Origin of the sequence: Paenibacillus sp. B1-35 (assembly GCF_050474385.1) — a bacterium.
GTDB lineage: Bacteria > Bacillota > Bacilli > Paenibacillales > Paenibacillaceae > Paenibacillus_B > Paenibacillus_B alvei.
Genome location: NZ_JBCHVJ010000003.1, coordinates 54,729 through 69,651 on the forward strand (window position 1 = coordinate 54,729; position 14,923 = coordinate 69,651).

14 protein-coding genes are annotated in these 14,923 nt (G+C 49.1%); 11 read left to right on the plus strand and 3 right to left on the minus strand.

Annotated elements, in window-relative coordinates; all coding sequences use genetic code 11:
• Window positions 1-182: 182 nt before the first annotated feature.
• Window positions 183-350: a hypothetical protein gene (locus ACQ5BJ_RS12115; protein ID WP_005544354.1), complete on the plus strand. Its 168-nt coding sequence runs from the start codon at window positions 183-185 to the stop codon at window positions 348-350.
• A 170-nt stretch (window positions 351-520) separates the two neighbouring features.
• The gene (locus tag ACQ5BJ_RS12120) at window positions 521-1,069 is read left to right on the plus strand and encodes a stage II sporulation protein M (protein ID WP_289355216.1); all 549 of its coding nucleotides are present in this window, start codon (window positions 521-523) and stop codon (window positions 1,067-1,069) included.
• 158 nt (window positions 1,070-1,227) lie between these two features.
• Here the strand turns inward: ACQ5BJ_RS12120 and ACQ5BJ_RS12125 are convergent, their stop codons facing one another.
• Together ACQ5BJ_RS12125 and ACQ5BJ_RS12130 are read right to left on the minus strand one after the other, a co-directional pair.
• A complete protein-coding gene (locus ACQ5BJ_RS12125) occupies window positions 1,228-1,770 on the minus strand; it encodes a transcription repressor NadR (protein ID WP_005544352.1) in 543 nt (180 codons plus the stop codon).
• Window positions 1,760-2,905, minus strand: coding sequence for an IscS subfamily cysteine desulfurase (locus ACQ5BJ_RS12130; protein ID WP_430110911.1), 1,146 nt, complete (start codon window positions 2,903-2,905; stop codon window positions 1,760-1,762). Before ACQ5BJ_RS12130 ends, ACQ5BJ_RS12125 begins: the two co-directional genes overlap by 11 nt.
• A 172-nt stretch (window positions 2,906-3,077) precedes the next feature.
• Here ACQ5BJ_RS12130 and nadB point away from each other — a divergent pair, with 172 nt between their 5' ends.
• From nadB to hutI, 6 genes are all read left to right on the plus strand, one after another.
• Window positions 3,078-4,814: an L-aspartate oxidase gene (gene nadB, locus ACQ5BJ_RS12135; RefSeq protein ID WP_430110908.1), complete on the plus strand. Its 1,737-nt coding sequence runs from the start codon at window positions 3,078-3,080 to the stop codon at window positions 4,812-4,814.
• Window positions 4,796-5,629: a carboxylating nicotinate-nucleotide diphosphorylase gene (gene nadC / locus ACQ5BJ_RS12140; protein ID WP_171414861.1), complete on the plus strand. Its 834-nt coding sequence runs from the start codon at window positions 4,796-4,798 to the stop codon at window positions 5,627-5,629. The genes nadB and nadC overlap by 19 nt, the downstream gene beginning before the upstream one ends.
• Before the next feature lie 24 nt (window positions 5,630-5,653).
• Window positions 5,654-6,754 carry a quinolinate synthase NadA gene (nadA, locus tag ACQ5BJ_RS12145; protein ID WP_268599413.1) on the plus strand — a complete coding sequence of 367 codons (1,101 nt, stop codon included), beginning with the start codon at window positions 5,654-5,656 and terminating at the stop codon, window positions 6,752-6,754.
• Between the two features lie 218 nt (window positions 6,755-6,972).
• Window positions 6,973-8,541, plus strand: a complete 1,569-nt coding sequence (hutH, locus tag ACQ5BJ_RS12150) for a histidine ammonia-lyase (RefSeq protein WP_430113399.1) — start codon at window positions 6,973-6,975, stop codon at window positions 8,539-8,541.
• Window positions 8,542-8,589: 48 nt separating this feature from the next.
• Window positions 8,590-10,254, plus strand: a complete 1,665-nt coding sequence (gene hutU, locus ACQ5BJ_RS12155; protein ID WP_430110902.1) for a urocanate hydratase — start codon at window positions 8,590-8,592, stop codon at window positions 10,252-10,254.
• Window positions 10,255-10,309: 55 nt separating this feature from the next.
• The gene (gene hutI / locus ACQ5BJ_RS12160) at window positions 10,310-11,620 is read left to right on the plus strand and encodes an imidazolonepropionase (protein WP_262866444.1); all 1,311 of its coding nucleotides are present in this window, start codon (window positions 10,310-10,312) and stop codon (window positions 11,618-11,620) included.
• A 149-nt stretch (window positions 11,621-11,769) separates the two neighbouring features.
• Here the strand turns inward: hutI and ACQ5BJ_RS12165 are convergent, their stop codons facing one another.
• Window positions 11,770-12,171 (minus strand): RidA family protein, encoded by a 402-nt coding sequence (locus ACQ5BJ_RS12165; protein WP_005544344.1) that lies wholly within the window; start codon window positions 12,169-12,171, stop codon window positions 11,770-11,772.
• 334 nt (window positions 12,172-12,505) lie between these two features.
• Here ACQ5BJ_RS12165 and ACQ5BJ_RS12170 point away from each other — a divergent pair, with 334 nt between their 5' ends.
• The 3 genes from ACQ5BJ_RS12170 (at window position 12,506) to ACQ5BJ_RS12180 (ending at window position 14,911) form a co-directional block, all read left to right on the plus strand.
• A complete protein-coding gene (locus ACQ5BJ_RS12170) occupies window positions 12,506-13,804 on the plus strand; it encodes an aminotransferase class I/II-fold pyridoxal phosphate-dependent enzyme (RefSeq protein ID WP_430110898.1) in 1,299 nt (432 codons plus the stop codon).
• A 203-nt stretch (window positions 13,805-14,007) separates the two neighbouring features.
• Entirely contained in the window at window positions 14,008-14,235 is a 228-nt protein-coding gene (locus tag ACQ5BJ_RS12175) for a hypothetical protein (RefSeq protein ID WP_430110896.1), read from the plus strand.
• Window positions 14,236-14,464: 229 nt separating this feature from the next.
• Window positions 14,465-14,911, plus strand: coding sequence for a hypothetical protein (locus ACQ5BJ_RS12180; protein WP_005544303.1), 447 nt, complete (start codon window positions 14,465-14,467; stop codon window positions 14,909-14,911).
• The last annotated feature ends 12 nt before the right edge of the window (window positions 14,912-14,923 follow it).

Genomic DNA, 14,923 nt, shown 5'->3' on the forward strand with positions numbered 1-14,923 from the left:
ACCGAGGGCTGTCTATAGTAGTTCATCTACTATGGACAGTCCTTTTTGTGATCATTAGTTCCCGTGTTGAGGTATACCAATCCCTGAAACTATGTAAACTCGTTTGATTTTCATATTTTCAGTAACCAAAGGGACAACCTCTGAATATAGTAATCTTAGAAAGGCAAGAGGAGGTGATACTCATGGCAGTATTTCAAATCGCTTCTATCTTGGGAATTAATCTCGCAGAGGCCCAGAAGGTGCTGGAAGAGATCCTGAATGGCGTTGTGCCGCCAATTCTTGAGCCTGTCAAAGATCTGATTCTGTTTCTTGTAAACGCAGGCTTAAGCAATATTGCCGTTGTATTGTAAGGCATTTTCAGGCTCTACGATATGAAGCGCATCCGTTATCGGGTGCGCTTCTTTTTGCTGGGACGACCGATTATATAGCTAGCTTAGCTGCAGTTTTATCTAACACGCATTCACGTATTTCTACATATGATGTACTTGGTTGGAACAATGGTAGAGGAAGGGGGGGTTATGTGCGAACATTCTGGAAGAAGATTTGGCAAGAAGAGAAGACGCTAATCCGAGCCTCGGCAATATGGTTCTCCGTAGGCATTGCACTCAGTCTATTCATTGGAAATCAGATTCATTTGGAAAAAGCAAATCTGCTGACTGGTTTTCACTATGAATGGTACCAAATTGCGGCGAACAATATCGGTGCAGGGCTTCTCGTTGCAGCCAGCGGGATTCTATTATCCGTTCCTTCCGTTCTTCTTACGCTATTCAACGGTTTTATGTTAGGCTATCTCGCTATGTTGTCTGCCTCTCATTATTCTGCGGCGGCAATTATTGCGGCGTTGGCCCCTCATGGCATCTTCGAGATTCCGGCGATCATATTAGCTTGTACCATAGGACTGAAGCCCTTTAACTGGCTCCTTCGATACGTAAGAACCAAGCAATCGGTTGATTGGAAGCAGGAAGGGTTGAGGATTGCGTGGCTGCTGGGCCTAATGATCTCATTGTTTATTGTTGCAAGCTTGATCGAGACGTATGTATCTCCCGTCACCATGAGTTGGCTGCAATAATGACGTACGAAATTGATCACAATTGCCTGCATTATAATAAGGAGTTCGTTCGAAAGTTCGCTTGGCGGTAATGAAAAAAGTGTAAATAGTAATAGCGGCATAACAAGGTTCATTGCTCCTTGTTATGCCGCTATTCGTTTGGGCGCTGGATTCTGTTTCTAATCCGTTATGAGAAAACCTATTTCTTTGAGCGCCTCGCACACTTCATCCAATCGCTCTTCGCTTGGTGAGGTCAATGTATGCAAGTGTACGCCGTTCGTCAGCTCAGAGATGAAGGCTGCTCCGCTGCTGCGAATATTTCGCATGAAGTCATATACCTCTTTGCGGGTGTTTACACGGATTTGTGCTGAAATTTGTCCGTATATAGGATGTTCTACAATAACATCCTGAACACTCACGCCATAATCGACAATGAGCAGCAATTCTTCTTCACTCTGCTGCGGCGTATGCTGAACAGCAATCACCCGCTCATACAACGCGGCGTTATCCTTTTTGTCATGATCCATATATACGTACCCTTGGCTGGTCGCGAGAATAGGCTCATTACGCGCTTTAAGCAAGGTCATATCCTGTACGATCACTTGGCGTGACACCTTGGCTCGTTGGGCCAGTTCGGTTCCCGTTAGCGGGGAGGAGGACTTCAGCCAATCCAGCAATTTGGCTCGTCGCTCGTCGCCTGTCAGCTTCGTGTTATTCGCCAATCGGCTTCGCTCCTTTCAAGGATGCAAGCAATGTCAGCATGCGATCCAAATGTTCGATCGTCGTGGATCTGCCGAAGGAAATGCGGATGAACCGGAGCGCGTCTTCCTTACTTAACCCAATAGCCGCAAGGGAAGGCGAATGCTCATGATGGCCTGCTGTACAGGCCGTTCCAGTAGAAATGCAGATTCCGATCCTGTTACATTCTAGCATAACATATTGGCCCTCCATTCCGTCAAAGAGACACCCGGCGATATGGGGGACAATGTCTACGTTCTTCTCACTCATGACACAGACCAACGGAATATGGAGATGTTCTGCCTGCGTGAACAGATAGCTGCGAAGCGAGCGGAAGTGTGCCGTCCGTTGCGCCAGTTCCTCCACGCAAAGTTCAGCCGCTGTAATAAAGGCGCCGATACCGGGAACATTGACTGTGCCCGCACGGAAGCCGCGTTCATGACTGGTTCCTGGAAGGATGGGCTGCCAAGGAACATGTGGATGAAGATAGGCTGCTCCCACACCTTTAGGGCCATGTACTTTATGACTGGATAGTGAGCAAGCATCCACCCCAAGCTTCCGGATATCAATCGGAAGCTTGCCGAAGGTCTGAACCATGTCGCTGTGCAGAAAGATGCCTCGGGTGCTGAGAAGAGGCGATAGCTCGGCCAGCGGCTGAACAATCCCCGTTTCGGAGTTGGCGTGCTGGATGGATACCAAGCCTGTGTCCGATTCCAAGGACGCTTCAAGAATTTCTTTCGTAATGATGCCTCTTTCATTTGGCTCAATGAGGGTCACACGGTACCCTAGCTGTTCTAGATATGGAATGGCGTTGCGAATAGAGGCATGCTCCATTGTCGTTGTGATCAGATGTTTCTTGCAATCTGGCAAGCCGTTCAAGATCGATTGAAGGGATAGTAGGTTCGATTCTGATCCTCCGCTTGTAAAATATACCCCCTCAGTAACACCGCCGATCATGTTCGCCAGCTTCTCACGGCAATATTCCAATATATATGCTGCACGGCCGCCAGCATCATGAAGACTAGAGCTGTTGCCGTACACTTCGCGGTTCAATTCGTTAAGCATGCGAATTGCACGTTCATCCATAGGCGCGGCAGCAGCGTAATCCAAGTAGATCAACGTATTGATTCCCCTTTTATATGCAAATCCTTGCTTGCAAACTGATTGAGCTTATTGTAAGGTGGTATCAGATTCAATGTCAATACAGGTGTAAAGACACATGTAAAAGTATGAACGTTATCATTGTAAACGTCCTTAGTACGTAATCCAATAAATAAAGAAGTGAAGAGCTATGAAAATCGTAGACCAATCTGTCATTGTAGTTGGATCAGGAGCAGCGGCATTGTCTCTCGCATCCTCGTTGCCTGCGCATATCAAGGTAACCGTATTAACAAAGGAAAAGGTGCTAGCCAGCAATTCATTCCTTGCGCAAGGGGGAATAGCGACTTCCTATCTGCCAGATGATTCGGAGTTCAGTCATATCACAGATACGCTTACGGCTGGAGCAGGGCATAACGACTTGGACATGGTGAAGACTGTCATTCGAGAAGGCAAGAAGATCATGATGGAGCTAGTGGACGAACAGTTCCCTTTTGACCGTGATCACCATGGCAAGCTGATGCTTGGGCGTGAAGGAGCTCATCGTGCAAATCGGATTTTCCATGCTGGCGGTGATGCTTCTGGCCGAAGGCTGGTGGAGTATTTGCTGCGGGAGCTGCCTAGTCATATTCAGTTCCGTGAATTTGTTACGGTTGTGGATGTGCTGGTGGAGAATGGACGTTGCCAAGGTGTTGTGCTCATAGACAAGGAGGGGCAGATCGTGACGCTGTATGCCGATCAAGTCGTGCTGGCAACAGGCGGCTGCGGCAGTCTCTATTGTCATCACAGCAATCATCAGGTTGTAACCGGGGATGGATTAATGCTGGCTTATCGTGCTGGAGCTGCCTTAACAGATCTCGAATTTATGCAGTTTCATCCGACGCTTCTCGTGAAGGATGGGCGCAGCTATGGGCTCGTGTCTGAAGCGGTGCGCGGCGAAGGGGGCGTGCTGATTGACGAACATGGACGCCGGATTATGAAGGGCCGACATGAACTAGAGGATCTGGCTCCGCGCGATGTGGTTGCTCGGGTAATTTATGAAAAAATGCAGCTTGGGCATCACGTATCTATTGATATTCAGGCATGCAATGATTTTCGAAGTCGGTTTCCTAGCATTACCCGTCTATGTGAAGAGGCAGGAATTGATCTAGAGGAACAGCGCATTCCAGTTGCGCCGGGCATGCACTTTCTAATGGGTGGCATTCAAGTTGATGCATGGGGAGAGAGCGCGGTTCGCGGACTGTTTGCAATTGGAGAAGCGGGATGCAACGGACTGCATGGGGCGAATCGTTTGGCAAGCAATTCGCTATTGGAAGCACTGGTTTCAGGCCGTAGAGCAGCACGAAGGATCAGTGAGATGGGGGGACAGGGATCAGAAGCAAGCGAAGTGGGAACTAGAACTGGAGCAACCGAGGTTGGTGCAGCTAGAGCAGATACAGCAGATGCAGCAGCCGAAGCAGATGGCGCAGCTACAACAACAGCAGTTGAAGCAGATAGCGTAGCTACAACAACAGCAACCGAATTCGTCGAAACGGCTGGTGGCGAGGTGACATCTCAACTGATATCCATTCAGGTTCCGGAGATGACGCTTGCTGAGCTTCAACGCAGGATGACCGCAGCAGTAGCGATTGAACGGAATCAGGATCAATTGCGAAACATGAAGCAGTGGCTGGAAAATATGCCGTCACAGGCAATCAAAGTGCAAAAAATCACAAGGGATCAGCTGGAGTTAACAAACCTATGGCAGTTGGCTTGCCTTGTTACGAAATCAGCCCTGCTGCGGGAGGAAAGTCGTGGTGCTCATTTCCGAAGCGACTTCCCAGAACGGGATGATAGACGATGGGGCAGCAAGCAGATTGTGCATTCCCAATCAGGAACCCAAATCATTGTAAATGAAAGGATCATGCCATCTTGGAACGTTTTCAGTTGAGAAGGCTGCTGGAGTCCTTCTATGCAGAGGATATCGGCAGCGGAGATCAGACTTCATCTTTCCTATTTGACGGTGAACAATGTGAAGCTGTCATTCGCAGCAAAGCAACAGGCTTGCTCGCAGGAACAGAAATCATTACGGAAGGCTTCCGATTGATGTCGGATGACATTCAAGTGTCCTTGAAGAAGCGGGATGGCGATTCATTGTCTAATGGAGAAGCGATAGCAGTTATGAGAGGGCCCGCTGCCGCACTATTGACCGGAGAACGGGTTGTGTTGAACCTGCTTCAGCGGATGTCGGCTATTGCGACACAGACACATAAGGCGATCCAACTGCTTGATGACGAGCATACCCGAATCTGTGATACGCGCAAGACAATGCCGGGCCTGCGGATGCTGGATAAATATGCGGTTCGCATAGGCGGGGGCTACAATCATCGCTTCGGACTGTATGACGGCATTATGATCAAGGACAATCACATCGCGGCCTGCGGCTCGATCACGGAAGCAATCAAGCGGGCGCGTTCATGTGCGGGACATATGATTCGAATTGAAGTGGAAATTGAATCGGAAAAGCAACTGCTGGAGGCCGTTGCTGCAGAGGCGGACGTCATCATGTTCGACAATCGCTCACCGGAAGAGGTGAAGCATTTTGCATCATTAACGCCATCAAGCATCGTTACCGAGGCATCTGGCGGGATAACACTGCACACACTTCCGCAGTTCCGAGGAACCGGCGTGGATTATATTTCGCTTGGATTTTTAACACATTCTGTATCCAACTTGGACATCAGCATGAATGTTGAGCTTGGATAAGTAATCGGGAGGAGGAGAGAGACAATGTCTATTTTAGACGCACTACTTGTTGGATCTGCAATGATGCCAGAACGCTATAAGCAGTTGGGCGTGGAAGAAATGGAGCGTCGGGTGCGTGACATTAAGCTGAAATTTGGCTCCAGACTGTTAATTCCGGGTCATCATTATCAAAAGGATGAAGTCATTCAGTTTGCGGATATTACTGGCGATTCGCTGCAACTGGCTCAGCAAATAACCGATGCCGAGTACATCGTATTTTGCGGCGTACACTTTATGGCGGAAACGGCTGACATGCTGTCGGCCCCGAGCCAGACGGTTGTCCTGCCGGATATGCGTGCTGGATGCTCGATGGCTGATATGGCTAACATGCAGCAAACGGAAGCGGCATGGGAGCGTCTGCAAGCGATTTATGGAGATACCATTATTCCGTTGACTTATGTCAATTCCTCGGCTGAGATTAAGGCATTTGTCGGACGCCATGGCGGCGCGACAGTGACCTCGTCCAATGCCAAGGGAGTGCTGGAATGGGCCTTCAAGCAGAAGGAGCGCATTCTTTTTCTGCCCGATCAGCATCTTGGCCGCAATACGGCCTATGAGCTAGGCATTCCACTTCACGATATGGCGGTGTGGGATCCAGAGGGCAATGAACTGGTAACGGATCGTGAGAATGTCCAGGGCATTCAGGTCATTTTGTGGAAGGGGCATTGCTCGGTTCATGAGAAGTTCACGGTAGACAATATTCGCAGCATCCGGGAGCGGGACTCAGAGGTGCAGATTATTGTGCATCCCGAATGCTCACGCGAAGTCGTCGAGCTGTCCGATTATGCGGGATCGACAAAGTACATTATTGATACGATCAATGCAGCGGCATCCGGTACGAAGTGGGCTATTGGCACGGAAATGAATCTGGTGAACCGCATCATTCATACTCACTCTGATAAGCAGATTGAATCGCTTAATCCGCATATGTGTCCATGTTTGACGATGAACCGGATCGACCTGCCTCATTTGCTCTGGTCGCTAGAGCAAATTGAAGCCGGCAAGCCGGTAGGCGTCATTACGGTGCCAGACTCAATTAAGGTCGATGCTATCAAGGCACTGGATCGAATGCTGAACATTCAGTAAGAACTTTCTTGACAGAACTGCATACAAATGTAATAGTTAAAGGAATGGATATATTTGCCTATCTATTTCGAATGAAAGGGCGATGCAGAGTGAGGCGCGTTCATCATTGTTACTGGGATAAGCAATTTCATAGGTCGCCCTTTTTGAACAAGAGGCTGTGTGGAAGATAAGAACTTCCGCACAGCCTCTTTCTTTTGGTAAAGCAAGAAAGGAGAGGGATGGTTTTGGCGGTTAAACATTTGCATCAAGAGGAGCATACAGGGCCTATTACACTGGATGGAGGACAATTGACGCTTCGCCAACTGGTTGCGATTGCCTATGACTATGCACCAGTTGTGCTTGCCGCTGACGCGGTACAGCGTGTCGTGCGATGCCGGGACATGGTCGAGGAATTCGTCGATGCGAATAAAGTGGTATACGGAGTTACGACCGGGTTCGGCAAGTTCAGCGATGTCATGATCTCACCGGAGGACTCTGCCGAGCTGCAGGCTAACTTAATTCGCAGCCATGCATGTGCGGTAGGCTCTTCTTTGCCAGAGTCGACGGTACGCGCGATTATGCTGCTGCGGGCAAATGCCTTGTCCAAAGGTTTTTCGGGCATTCGTCTGGAAACGCTTCAATTGCTTGTCGACTGCCTGAATCGGGGCGTGCATCCGGTTATTCCCGAACAAGGCTCGTTAGGCGCTAGCGGGGATTTGGCTCCGCTGTCGCACTTGGCGCTTGTGCTGATGGGAGAAGGCGAGGCCGTCTATAACGGGACACGCATGTCAGGCTATGAGGCATTGGCATCGGCAGGCTTGAAGCCGGTTCAGTTGCAAGCCAAGGAAGGATTGTCACTCATCAATGGGACACAGATTATGACGGCAATCGGCGCACTGACTTATGTGCAAGCACTGCGGCTTGCCAAGACGGCGGATGCCGTTGCTGCCCTTACGGTGGAATGCCTGCATGGAATTACGGATGCCTTCGCGGATGAACTTCAGCGAGTCCGGCCTTATCCGGAGCAGATTGGCGTTGCAGCTAATTTGCGAACATTGCTGGAAGGCAGCCAATTGACGACGAAGCAAGGTGATATTCGTGTGCAGGATGCCTATTCCTTGCGCTGCCTGCCTCAGGTTCATGGCGCATCGCGTCAGGTGCTTGCCTATGTGGAAGATAAGCTGAACGTCGAGATGAATGCGGCAACAGACAATCCGCTCTTATTTTTAGAAGAGGGAACGGTCATCTCCGGGGGCAATTTCCATGGGCAGCCGATGGCGTTTGCAATGGATTTCTTAAAAATCGGCATGAGCGAGTTGGCCAATATTGCGGAGCGTCGCACGGAGCGGCTTGTCAATCCAGCATTATCCGGCGGTCTTCCGGCATTTTTAAGCCATCAGCCCGGAATAGCGTCCGGCATGATGATTCCGCAGTACGTCAGCGCATCGCTCGTCTCTGAGAACAAGGTGCTGGCTCATCCAGCGAGTGTGGACTCGATTCCGTCCTCTGCCAATCAGGAGGACCATGTATCCATGGGTACGACAGCCGCACGGCATGCAGCCCAAGTCGTAGACAATGCAGCCAAGGTGCTGGCGATTGAACTGATTTGCGCGGCGGAAGCCGCTGAATTCAGAGGGGCTGATAAGCTGGCACCAGCGACGCGTTCAGTATTCGACTTGGTGCGCAAAATCGTACCTCCGGTAACGATAGACCGCTCACTTGGCAAGGAAATTGAAGCAGTAGCATCCGCACTTAGCAAGGGTGATTTCCTGTATGCTGCAGAGAGCATAACCGGATCATTATATTAATCTGCTTAATTATAAAAATGGTTTCATATGAAAAGGAGGCGTAACAAGATGAATCAAGTGAAGAGAAGCGTTTGTGCACCACGCGGCAAGGAGCTGACATGCAAAGGATGGGTTCAGGAAGCGGCCATGCGCATGCTGATGAACAATTTGGATCCAGAGGTAGCAGAACGGCCAGAGGATTTGGTTGTCTATGGCGGAATTGGCAAAGCGGCCCGCAATTGGCCTTCCTATGAAGCTATTGTCCGCGAGCTGCAGCGGCTGGAGAGCGATGAAACACTGCTTATCCAATCCGGTAAGCCGGTAGGTGTATTTCGCACCCATGAGCGGGCACCGCGCGTGCTTTTGTCCAACTCAGTGCTTGTGCCTAACTGGGCGAATTGGGAACATTTCCGTGAGCTCGAACGCAAAGGGCTGATGATGTACGGCCAGATGACTGCTGGCAGTTGGATTTATATTGGGACGCAGGGCATTCTCCAAGGCACATATGAAACGTTTGCGGAAGCGGCCCGCCAGCATGCGGGGGGTTCGCTGCGCGGCACGCTGACATTAACGGCTGGCCTGGGCGGCATGGGCGGCGCTCAGCCTCTCGCTGTAACGATGAATGATGGTGTTGTCATCGCAGTCGAGGCAGATCGTTCTCGGATTGAGCGCCGCATTGAAACGCGCTACTGCGATGTGCTTGCTGAAAATGTAGATGAGGCGCTGGAGCTTGCTCGGCATGCAATTGATGAGAAAAGATCGTTATCGATTGGGCTGCTTGGCAATGCGGCTGAGATCTTTCCCGAATTCGTCCGCCGCGGCATCAAGCCTGACTTCGTAACTGACCAGACGTCTGCTCATGATCCATTGAACGGATATATTCCTGCTGGATACAGCTTGGAGGAAGCGGCAGCTTTGCGTACCCGCGATCCGAAGCATTATATCGAGCTGGCCAAGGCCAGCATGGCAGTTCACGTTCAGGCGATGCTTGATCTGCAGAAGCAGGGGGCTGTCGTGTTCGATTACGGCAATAACATACGGCAAGTTGCCTTCGACCAAGGCGTGCAAGATGCGTTTGCATTCCCGGGCTTTGTTCCCGCCTATATTCGTCCGCTGTTCTGCGAGGGCAAGGGGCCGTTCCGTTGGGCTGCCTTATCGGGCGATCCAGAGGACATCCGCAAGACAGACGAACTCGTATTGAAGCTATTCCCGGAAAATGATCATTTGCGCCGCTGGATTACGATGGCGCAGGAGAGAATAGCTTTTCAAGGTTTGCCGGCCCGCATTTGCTGGCTTGGCTATGGGGAACGCGCCAAGTTCGGCCTTGCGATCAATGAGATGGTCAAATCTGGCGAGTTGAGCGCTCCGATCGTGATTGGCCGCGATCATCTTGACTGCGGCTCAGTCGCATCTCCGAACCGCGAGACGGAAGGCATGAAGGACGGCTCCGATGCAGTAGGCGATTGGGCGATTTTGAATGCACTCATCAATACTTCGGCAGGGGCTTCTTGGGTATCTGTGCATCACGGCGGGGGCGTCGGCATGGGGTATTCCCTGCATGCCGGCATGGTTGTCGTTGCCGACGGGACGGAGGAAGCGGCGGAACGGCTGCGCTGCGTTTTGACAACCGATCCGGGCATGGGTGTCATTCGCCACGTAGATGCAGGGTATGATGAAGCGGTTGCGACTGCGGATCTGCACGGAATCAGCATTCCAATGCGCCAGCAGTCTTAATATACACATACATGTCAATGTCGAACATGCTGCACAACGAGGGAGGTTGCTTTCTTTGAAAAAAACGGATTTGCTGCTAACGGGAATCGGATGCTTATACACGCCAGAAGGCAGGGTGCCGAAGTGCGGAGAAGAAATGGGCCGCGTTCGTCAAATACAAGATGCGGCTGTTGCCATTGACCAGGGACGAATCGTAATGGTTGGGCAGAAGGATGAAGTGATGGCAGCTTTAACAGCTGAAGAAGCAATGATTAAGGAAACGCTTGATGTGGGCGGCCGCATTATGACACCGGGGCTGGTCGATCCTCATACTCATCTCGTCCATGGAGGATCGCGCGAGCATGAGCTGGCGATGAAGCGCTCGGGCGTGCCGTATTTGGATATTTTGGCGCAAGGAGGCGGAATTTTAAGCACCGTCAAATCGACGCGGCAATGGAGCGAACAAGAACTGTACGACAAGGCGCATCGAAGCTTGGATGAAATGCTGCTTCAGGGCGTAACGACGATTGAGGCGAAGAGCGGCTATGGCTTATCTCTGGATGCGGAGCTGAAGCAACTGCGTGTAGCGCGTCGGCTGCAGGAGAACCATTCCGTAGACGTTGTATCCACCTTCATGGGAGCGCATGCCATTCCGGCAGAGTACAAGGGTCGAACAAATGATTTTGTAGACATAATTATTCGAGATATGCTTCCAACGGTCGCGTCAGAAGGACTGGCGGAATTTTGCGATATTTTCTGCGAAGAAGGCGTATTCGATGTGGAGCAGTCGCGTCGAGTTTTATTGGAAGGCAAGCGCTATGGACTTATTCCGAAAATTCATGCGGATGAAATTGTAGCATTAGGCGGTTCTGAGCTAGCCCAAGAGGTGGGAGCGATCTCAGCAGAGCATCTGGTAATGACAACCGATCAAGGATTATCCAGTCTGGCCGCAGGTAATGTGATTCCGGTCTTGCTTCCGGGAACGACCTTCAATCTTGGTCTGGACCAGCATGCCCGTGCCCGCGACATGATCGACAAGTTCCGGCTGCCTGTCGCTCTTTCAACCGATTACAATCCGGGCTCATGCCCGACGGAATCGATCCAACTCATCATCATGCTGGCATCCTTGAATTTGAAAATGCAGCCTGAAGAGATTCTGACGGCATGCACGTTGAATGCAGCCGCTGCGATCGGACGTGCAGCAGACATCGGCTCTATCGAAGTCGGCAAGCGGGCGGACTTGACCATTTTCGATGCGCCGAATCTAGCTTACTTGCCATATCACTTCGGCATTAACCACACGTTTGGTGTGATCAAGAACGGAACGCAGGTTGTATGGAACCGTACTTTGAAGACGAAAGCAGTGCAAGGTGAAGGTGTACGATAAACGATAACTTCTCTTATTTGCGCATAGGTTACATCAAGGCCCGCCGTATCATTTATGCTGAGCTTTTTGAGCGGAATGGCGGAGCACACGCAACAAAAAATCCCCCTCATTGAGGGGGATTGTCATATTCAAATGAGAGGAGCCGGCTATCAACCTGCGGCCCATACATCCAATTCAATTTTTAATTCAGGAAGACCCAATCCAGCCACATAGGCGATCGTCATGGAAGGAGGGGTAGCGCCGAATACGTTATTCCACTCCGCATCGAAATGATTCCAGTCGATTTCTTCCGTCGCCCAAATATTCACTTTCACGACATGATCAGGCGTCAACTTCTGAGAAGCAAGGATGGCAACAATGTTGCTCATCGTGTTCGTTACTTGTTCATTGAAGTCAGTGGGAATGTGATTGCTTGGATCGATTCCAATTTGACCAGAAAAAACATACAGTTCTGAATTTCTGCTAATTTTGGTTACATGGCTGTACTCTCCAACCGGCTTTGCAATCGATTCAGGATTATATCTGGAAACGATAGAATTGGTTTGTGTCATTAATCATATCTCCTTTTAAATGGTTTTCGTTCATTTCCTTCAAAATGGACAGACGTATCCCGTCCCCATGAATTCTAGAAGAAAACAGCAGTAGAATACCCGATACCGAAGGATAGGTTTTTCAAAGCTCTCTTTTTCATCAGGTATTCACTCCTTCCCATTTAAAAGTTAATCATTTGATGTAAAACACCTAAATTATAGCATTAAATTTCCTCCAATACTAGGGAATTTCACTTGGGGAAATAACAGACTTTTGAATTGATATCGAAGAAGAAAACAGTAGCATATATCGCTTCGATTATTTTTATGATGGTTACTATAGGGAGGGATTTGCATGAACCAATTTGCCAACATAAGCCTTGAGGAACGAGAAGCTTTGTTCACTTCGTTCATGGCCAGGTATGAAGCATTTAAGCAGCAAAAGCTTTCATTAGACATGTCGAGGGGCAAGCCTTGCTCTGAACAACTGGATTTATCGAATGAACTGTTCTTTCCATTGACGCAGGAAGCGTATTTTGACGGAAATACAGATCTGCGGAATTACGGCGGACTTGATGGGCTTCCGGATATGAAAAGATGGTTTGCCGAGCTGCTGCAGGTTGCGACGAATGAGGTCATTGTCGGCGGCAATTCAAGCCTAAACATGATGTACGATACGATAAGCAGAGCCATGCTGTTCGGTGTATGCGGCAGTGATCGGCCATGGGGGAAGCTGCCCCGAATTGCGTTTATATGCCCGAGTCCGGGTTATGACCGGCATTTTGCGATATGTGAGACTCTCGGTATCGAAATGATTCCAGTCGATATAAATCAGGACGGTCCCGACATGGATCGAGTTGAGGAGCTTGTTAGACAAGATGATGCGATAAAAGGAATCTGGTGCGTTCCGAAATACAGCAACCCGGAAGGGATTACGTATTCAGATGAGGTTGTCCATAGACTGGCTACCATGACCACAAAGGCAAATGATTTCCGCATTTTCTGGGACAATGCCTATATCATTCATCATTTAACGGATACGCCCGATCAGCTTCAAGATATTCTGTCTGCCTGTAAGTCTAGCGGGAACCCTGATCGTGTCTTCATGTATTGCTCGACCTCCAAGATTACATTCCCAGGCGCCGGCGTGGCCGCAATGGCTGCGAGTCTCACGAATATCAATCATATGAAAAAGCAAATGGCCGCACAGACCATTGGTCCAGACAAAATCAATCAGCTCCGGCATCTTCAATTTCTGCAAAATACAGAAAAAACGATGCAGCTTATGCAGCGGCATGCGGCGATTCTAAGACCGAAGTTTGAAAAAACGCTGACCATTTTCGATGCTGAACTGGGCGGTTTGGATATTGCCACATGGAGCAAGCCCAACGGGGGTTACTTTATCAGCTTACATACGTTGGACGGCTGCGCTGATCGTGTTGTCGCTTTGGCTGCTGAAGCAGGCGTTATCTTAACGAAAGCGGGCGCCACATTCCCTTATGGGAAGGATCCGCGGGATCGAAATATTCGAATTGCGCCTTCATTCCCGACCATACAAGAGCTTGAACTGGCAATCACGATCGTATGCCTATGTATCAAGATAGCAACGATTGAGAATTTGAACAATATGAATGCCAAGACCGCTAGACAATAGTGTATTGGTGGGCGCTGTTCATGCTTGCAGTGGTAAGCTTTAAGAAGAAAATGAAGGGATAAGTATAGGGGTTCAGCAGTATGCCCGCCTTCCTTTACCTATTCTAACTCAGCGAAGGGCTCGAAAAATCTCTCGCTAGAATGCATATTCGCCGTGTCCCACAAGGATTCGCGTCATAAGGTATAGGAGGGAGGGGAACAAGAATGGAAGCATATTATAATTGCTTGCACTGTATGAACAAGAAAGTTCGTATTCTAACGGTGGATCGTAAAGAATATCGAGGGACGATAGTCAAGGTAGATTTTCAAAATGTCTATTTGCGTCCCGAAGCGAATTATGGAGGAGTGAGAACATCTGGCTTCTTTCCTTTCTTCAATGACGAAATCTTAACGCTGAGCTTGTTCACATTGCTTGCTATCGCATTGATATGACTTGATGTACCCGGAGCTCGGCATTTACCGGTCGATTTCGTCTCATGACGAGCTTCGGGCTTACATATTCTTTGTTTGAGTTTACTCATTTTATAAAAGAAGTAAAAATGTTCAGTGAATCATGTCATAATGCTGCCCTAGTTGGGAGCCTGTATGAAACGTAAAATGATAGATAGAACGACAACTCAGATTCCTTATGCTTCAAATTATTTTGGGAGGTCATTGATTTATGAAAAAACAGATTATAGCAGGTATTTTGGGGCTTACTATGGTAGCTGGCATGTCCACGCCAGCGTTTGCAGCGATCGATTTTTTTAATGAGATTGAAAATAACGATGCGTTTAAGCGTGCTAATGAATTCCCTCTAAAAACCCATACCATGATTAACGGTAAAGCATCCCGTGATGACGAGTACGACTATTTTAAGTTTAAGGCTCCCGAGACTGCATTCTTTACATTTGACTTTGGCGCTGCTAACATTGAGCTTCCTGTTGAGGGAGCAAAAGTAACCCTGTATGATGCCAATAGAAAGAAGATTACGAGCGGAGAAGTGGACTCGCGCAACGAATTGAAATTTAGTGAAAAGTTGACTAAAGACCATGAATATTTTATTCGTGTAGAGAACAATTCCAGTAGATTTTATGATTATATTTTAGAAGTCTACAAAAGAAACTAATTGCAACATCAA

What these genes read in the sequence shown, in the direction of transcription:
- ACQ5BJ_RS12115 (WP_005544354.1), top strand. Translation starts at nt 183, where the DNA reads ATGGCAGTATTTCAAATCGCTTCTATCTTGGGAATTAATCTCGCAGAG.
- nadB (WP_430110908.1), top strand. Translation starts at nt 3,078, where the DNA reads ATGAAAATCGTAGACCAATCTGTCATTGTAGTTGGATCAGGAGCAGCG.
- nadA (WP_268599413.1), top strand. Translation starts at nt 5,654, where the DNA reads ATGTCTATTTTAGACGCACTACTTGTTGGATCTGCAATGATGCCAGAA.
- hutH (WP_430113399.1), top strand. Translation starts at nt 6,973, where the DNA reads ATGGTTTTGGCGGTTAAACATTTGCATCAAGAGGAGCATACAGGGCCT.
- hutU (WP_430110902.1), top strand. Translation starts at nt 8,590, where the DNA reads ATGAATCAAGTGAAGAGAAGCGTTTGTGCACCACGCGGCAAGGAGCTG.
- ACQ5BJ_RS12165 (WP_005544344.1), bottom strand. Translation starts at nt 12,171, where the DNA reads ATGACACAAACCAATTCTATCGTTTCCAGATATAATCCTGAATCGATT.
- ACQ5BJ_RS12170 (WP_430110898.1), top strand. Translation starts at nt 12,506, where the DNA reads ATGAACCAATTTGCCAACATAAGCCTTGAGGAACGAGAAGCTTTGTTC.
- ACQ5BJ_RS12175 (WP_430110896.1), top strand. Translation starts at nt 14,008, where the DNA reads ATGGAAGCATATTATAATTGCTTGCACTGTATGAACAAGAAAGTTCGT.
- ACQ5BJ_RS12180 (WP_005544303.1), top strand. Translation starts at nt 14,465, where the DNA reads ATGAAAAAACAGATTATAGCAGGTATTTTGGGGCTTACTATGGTAGCT.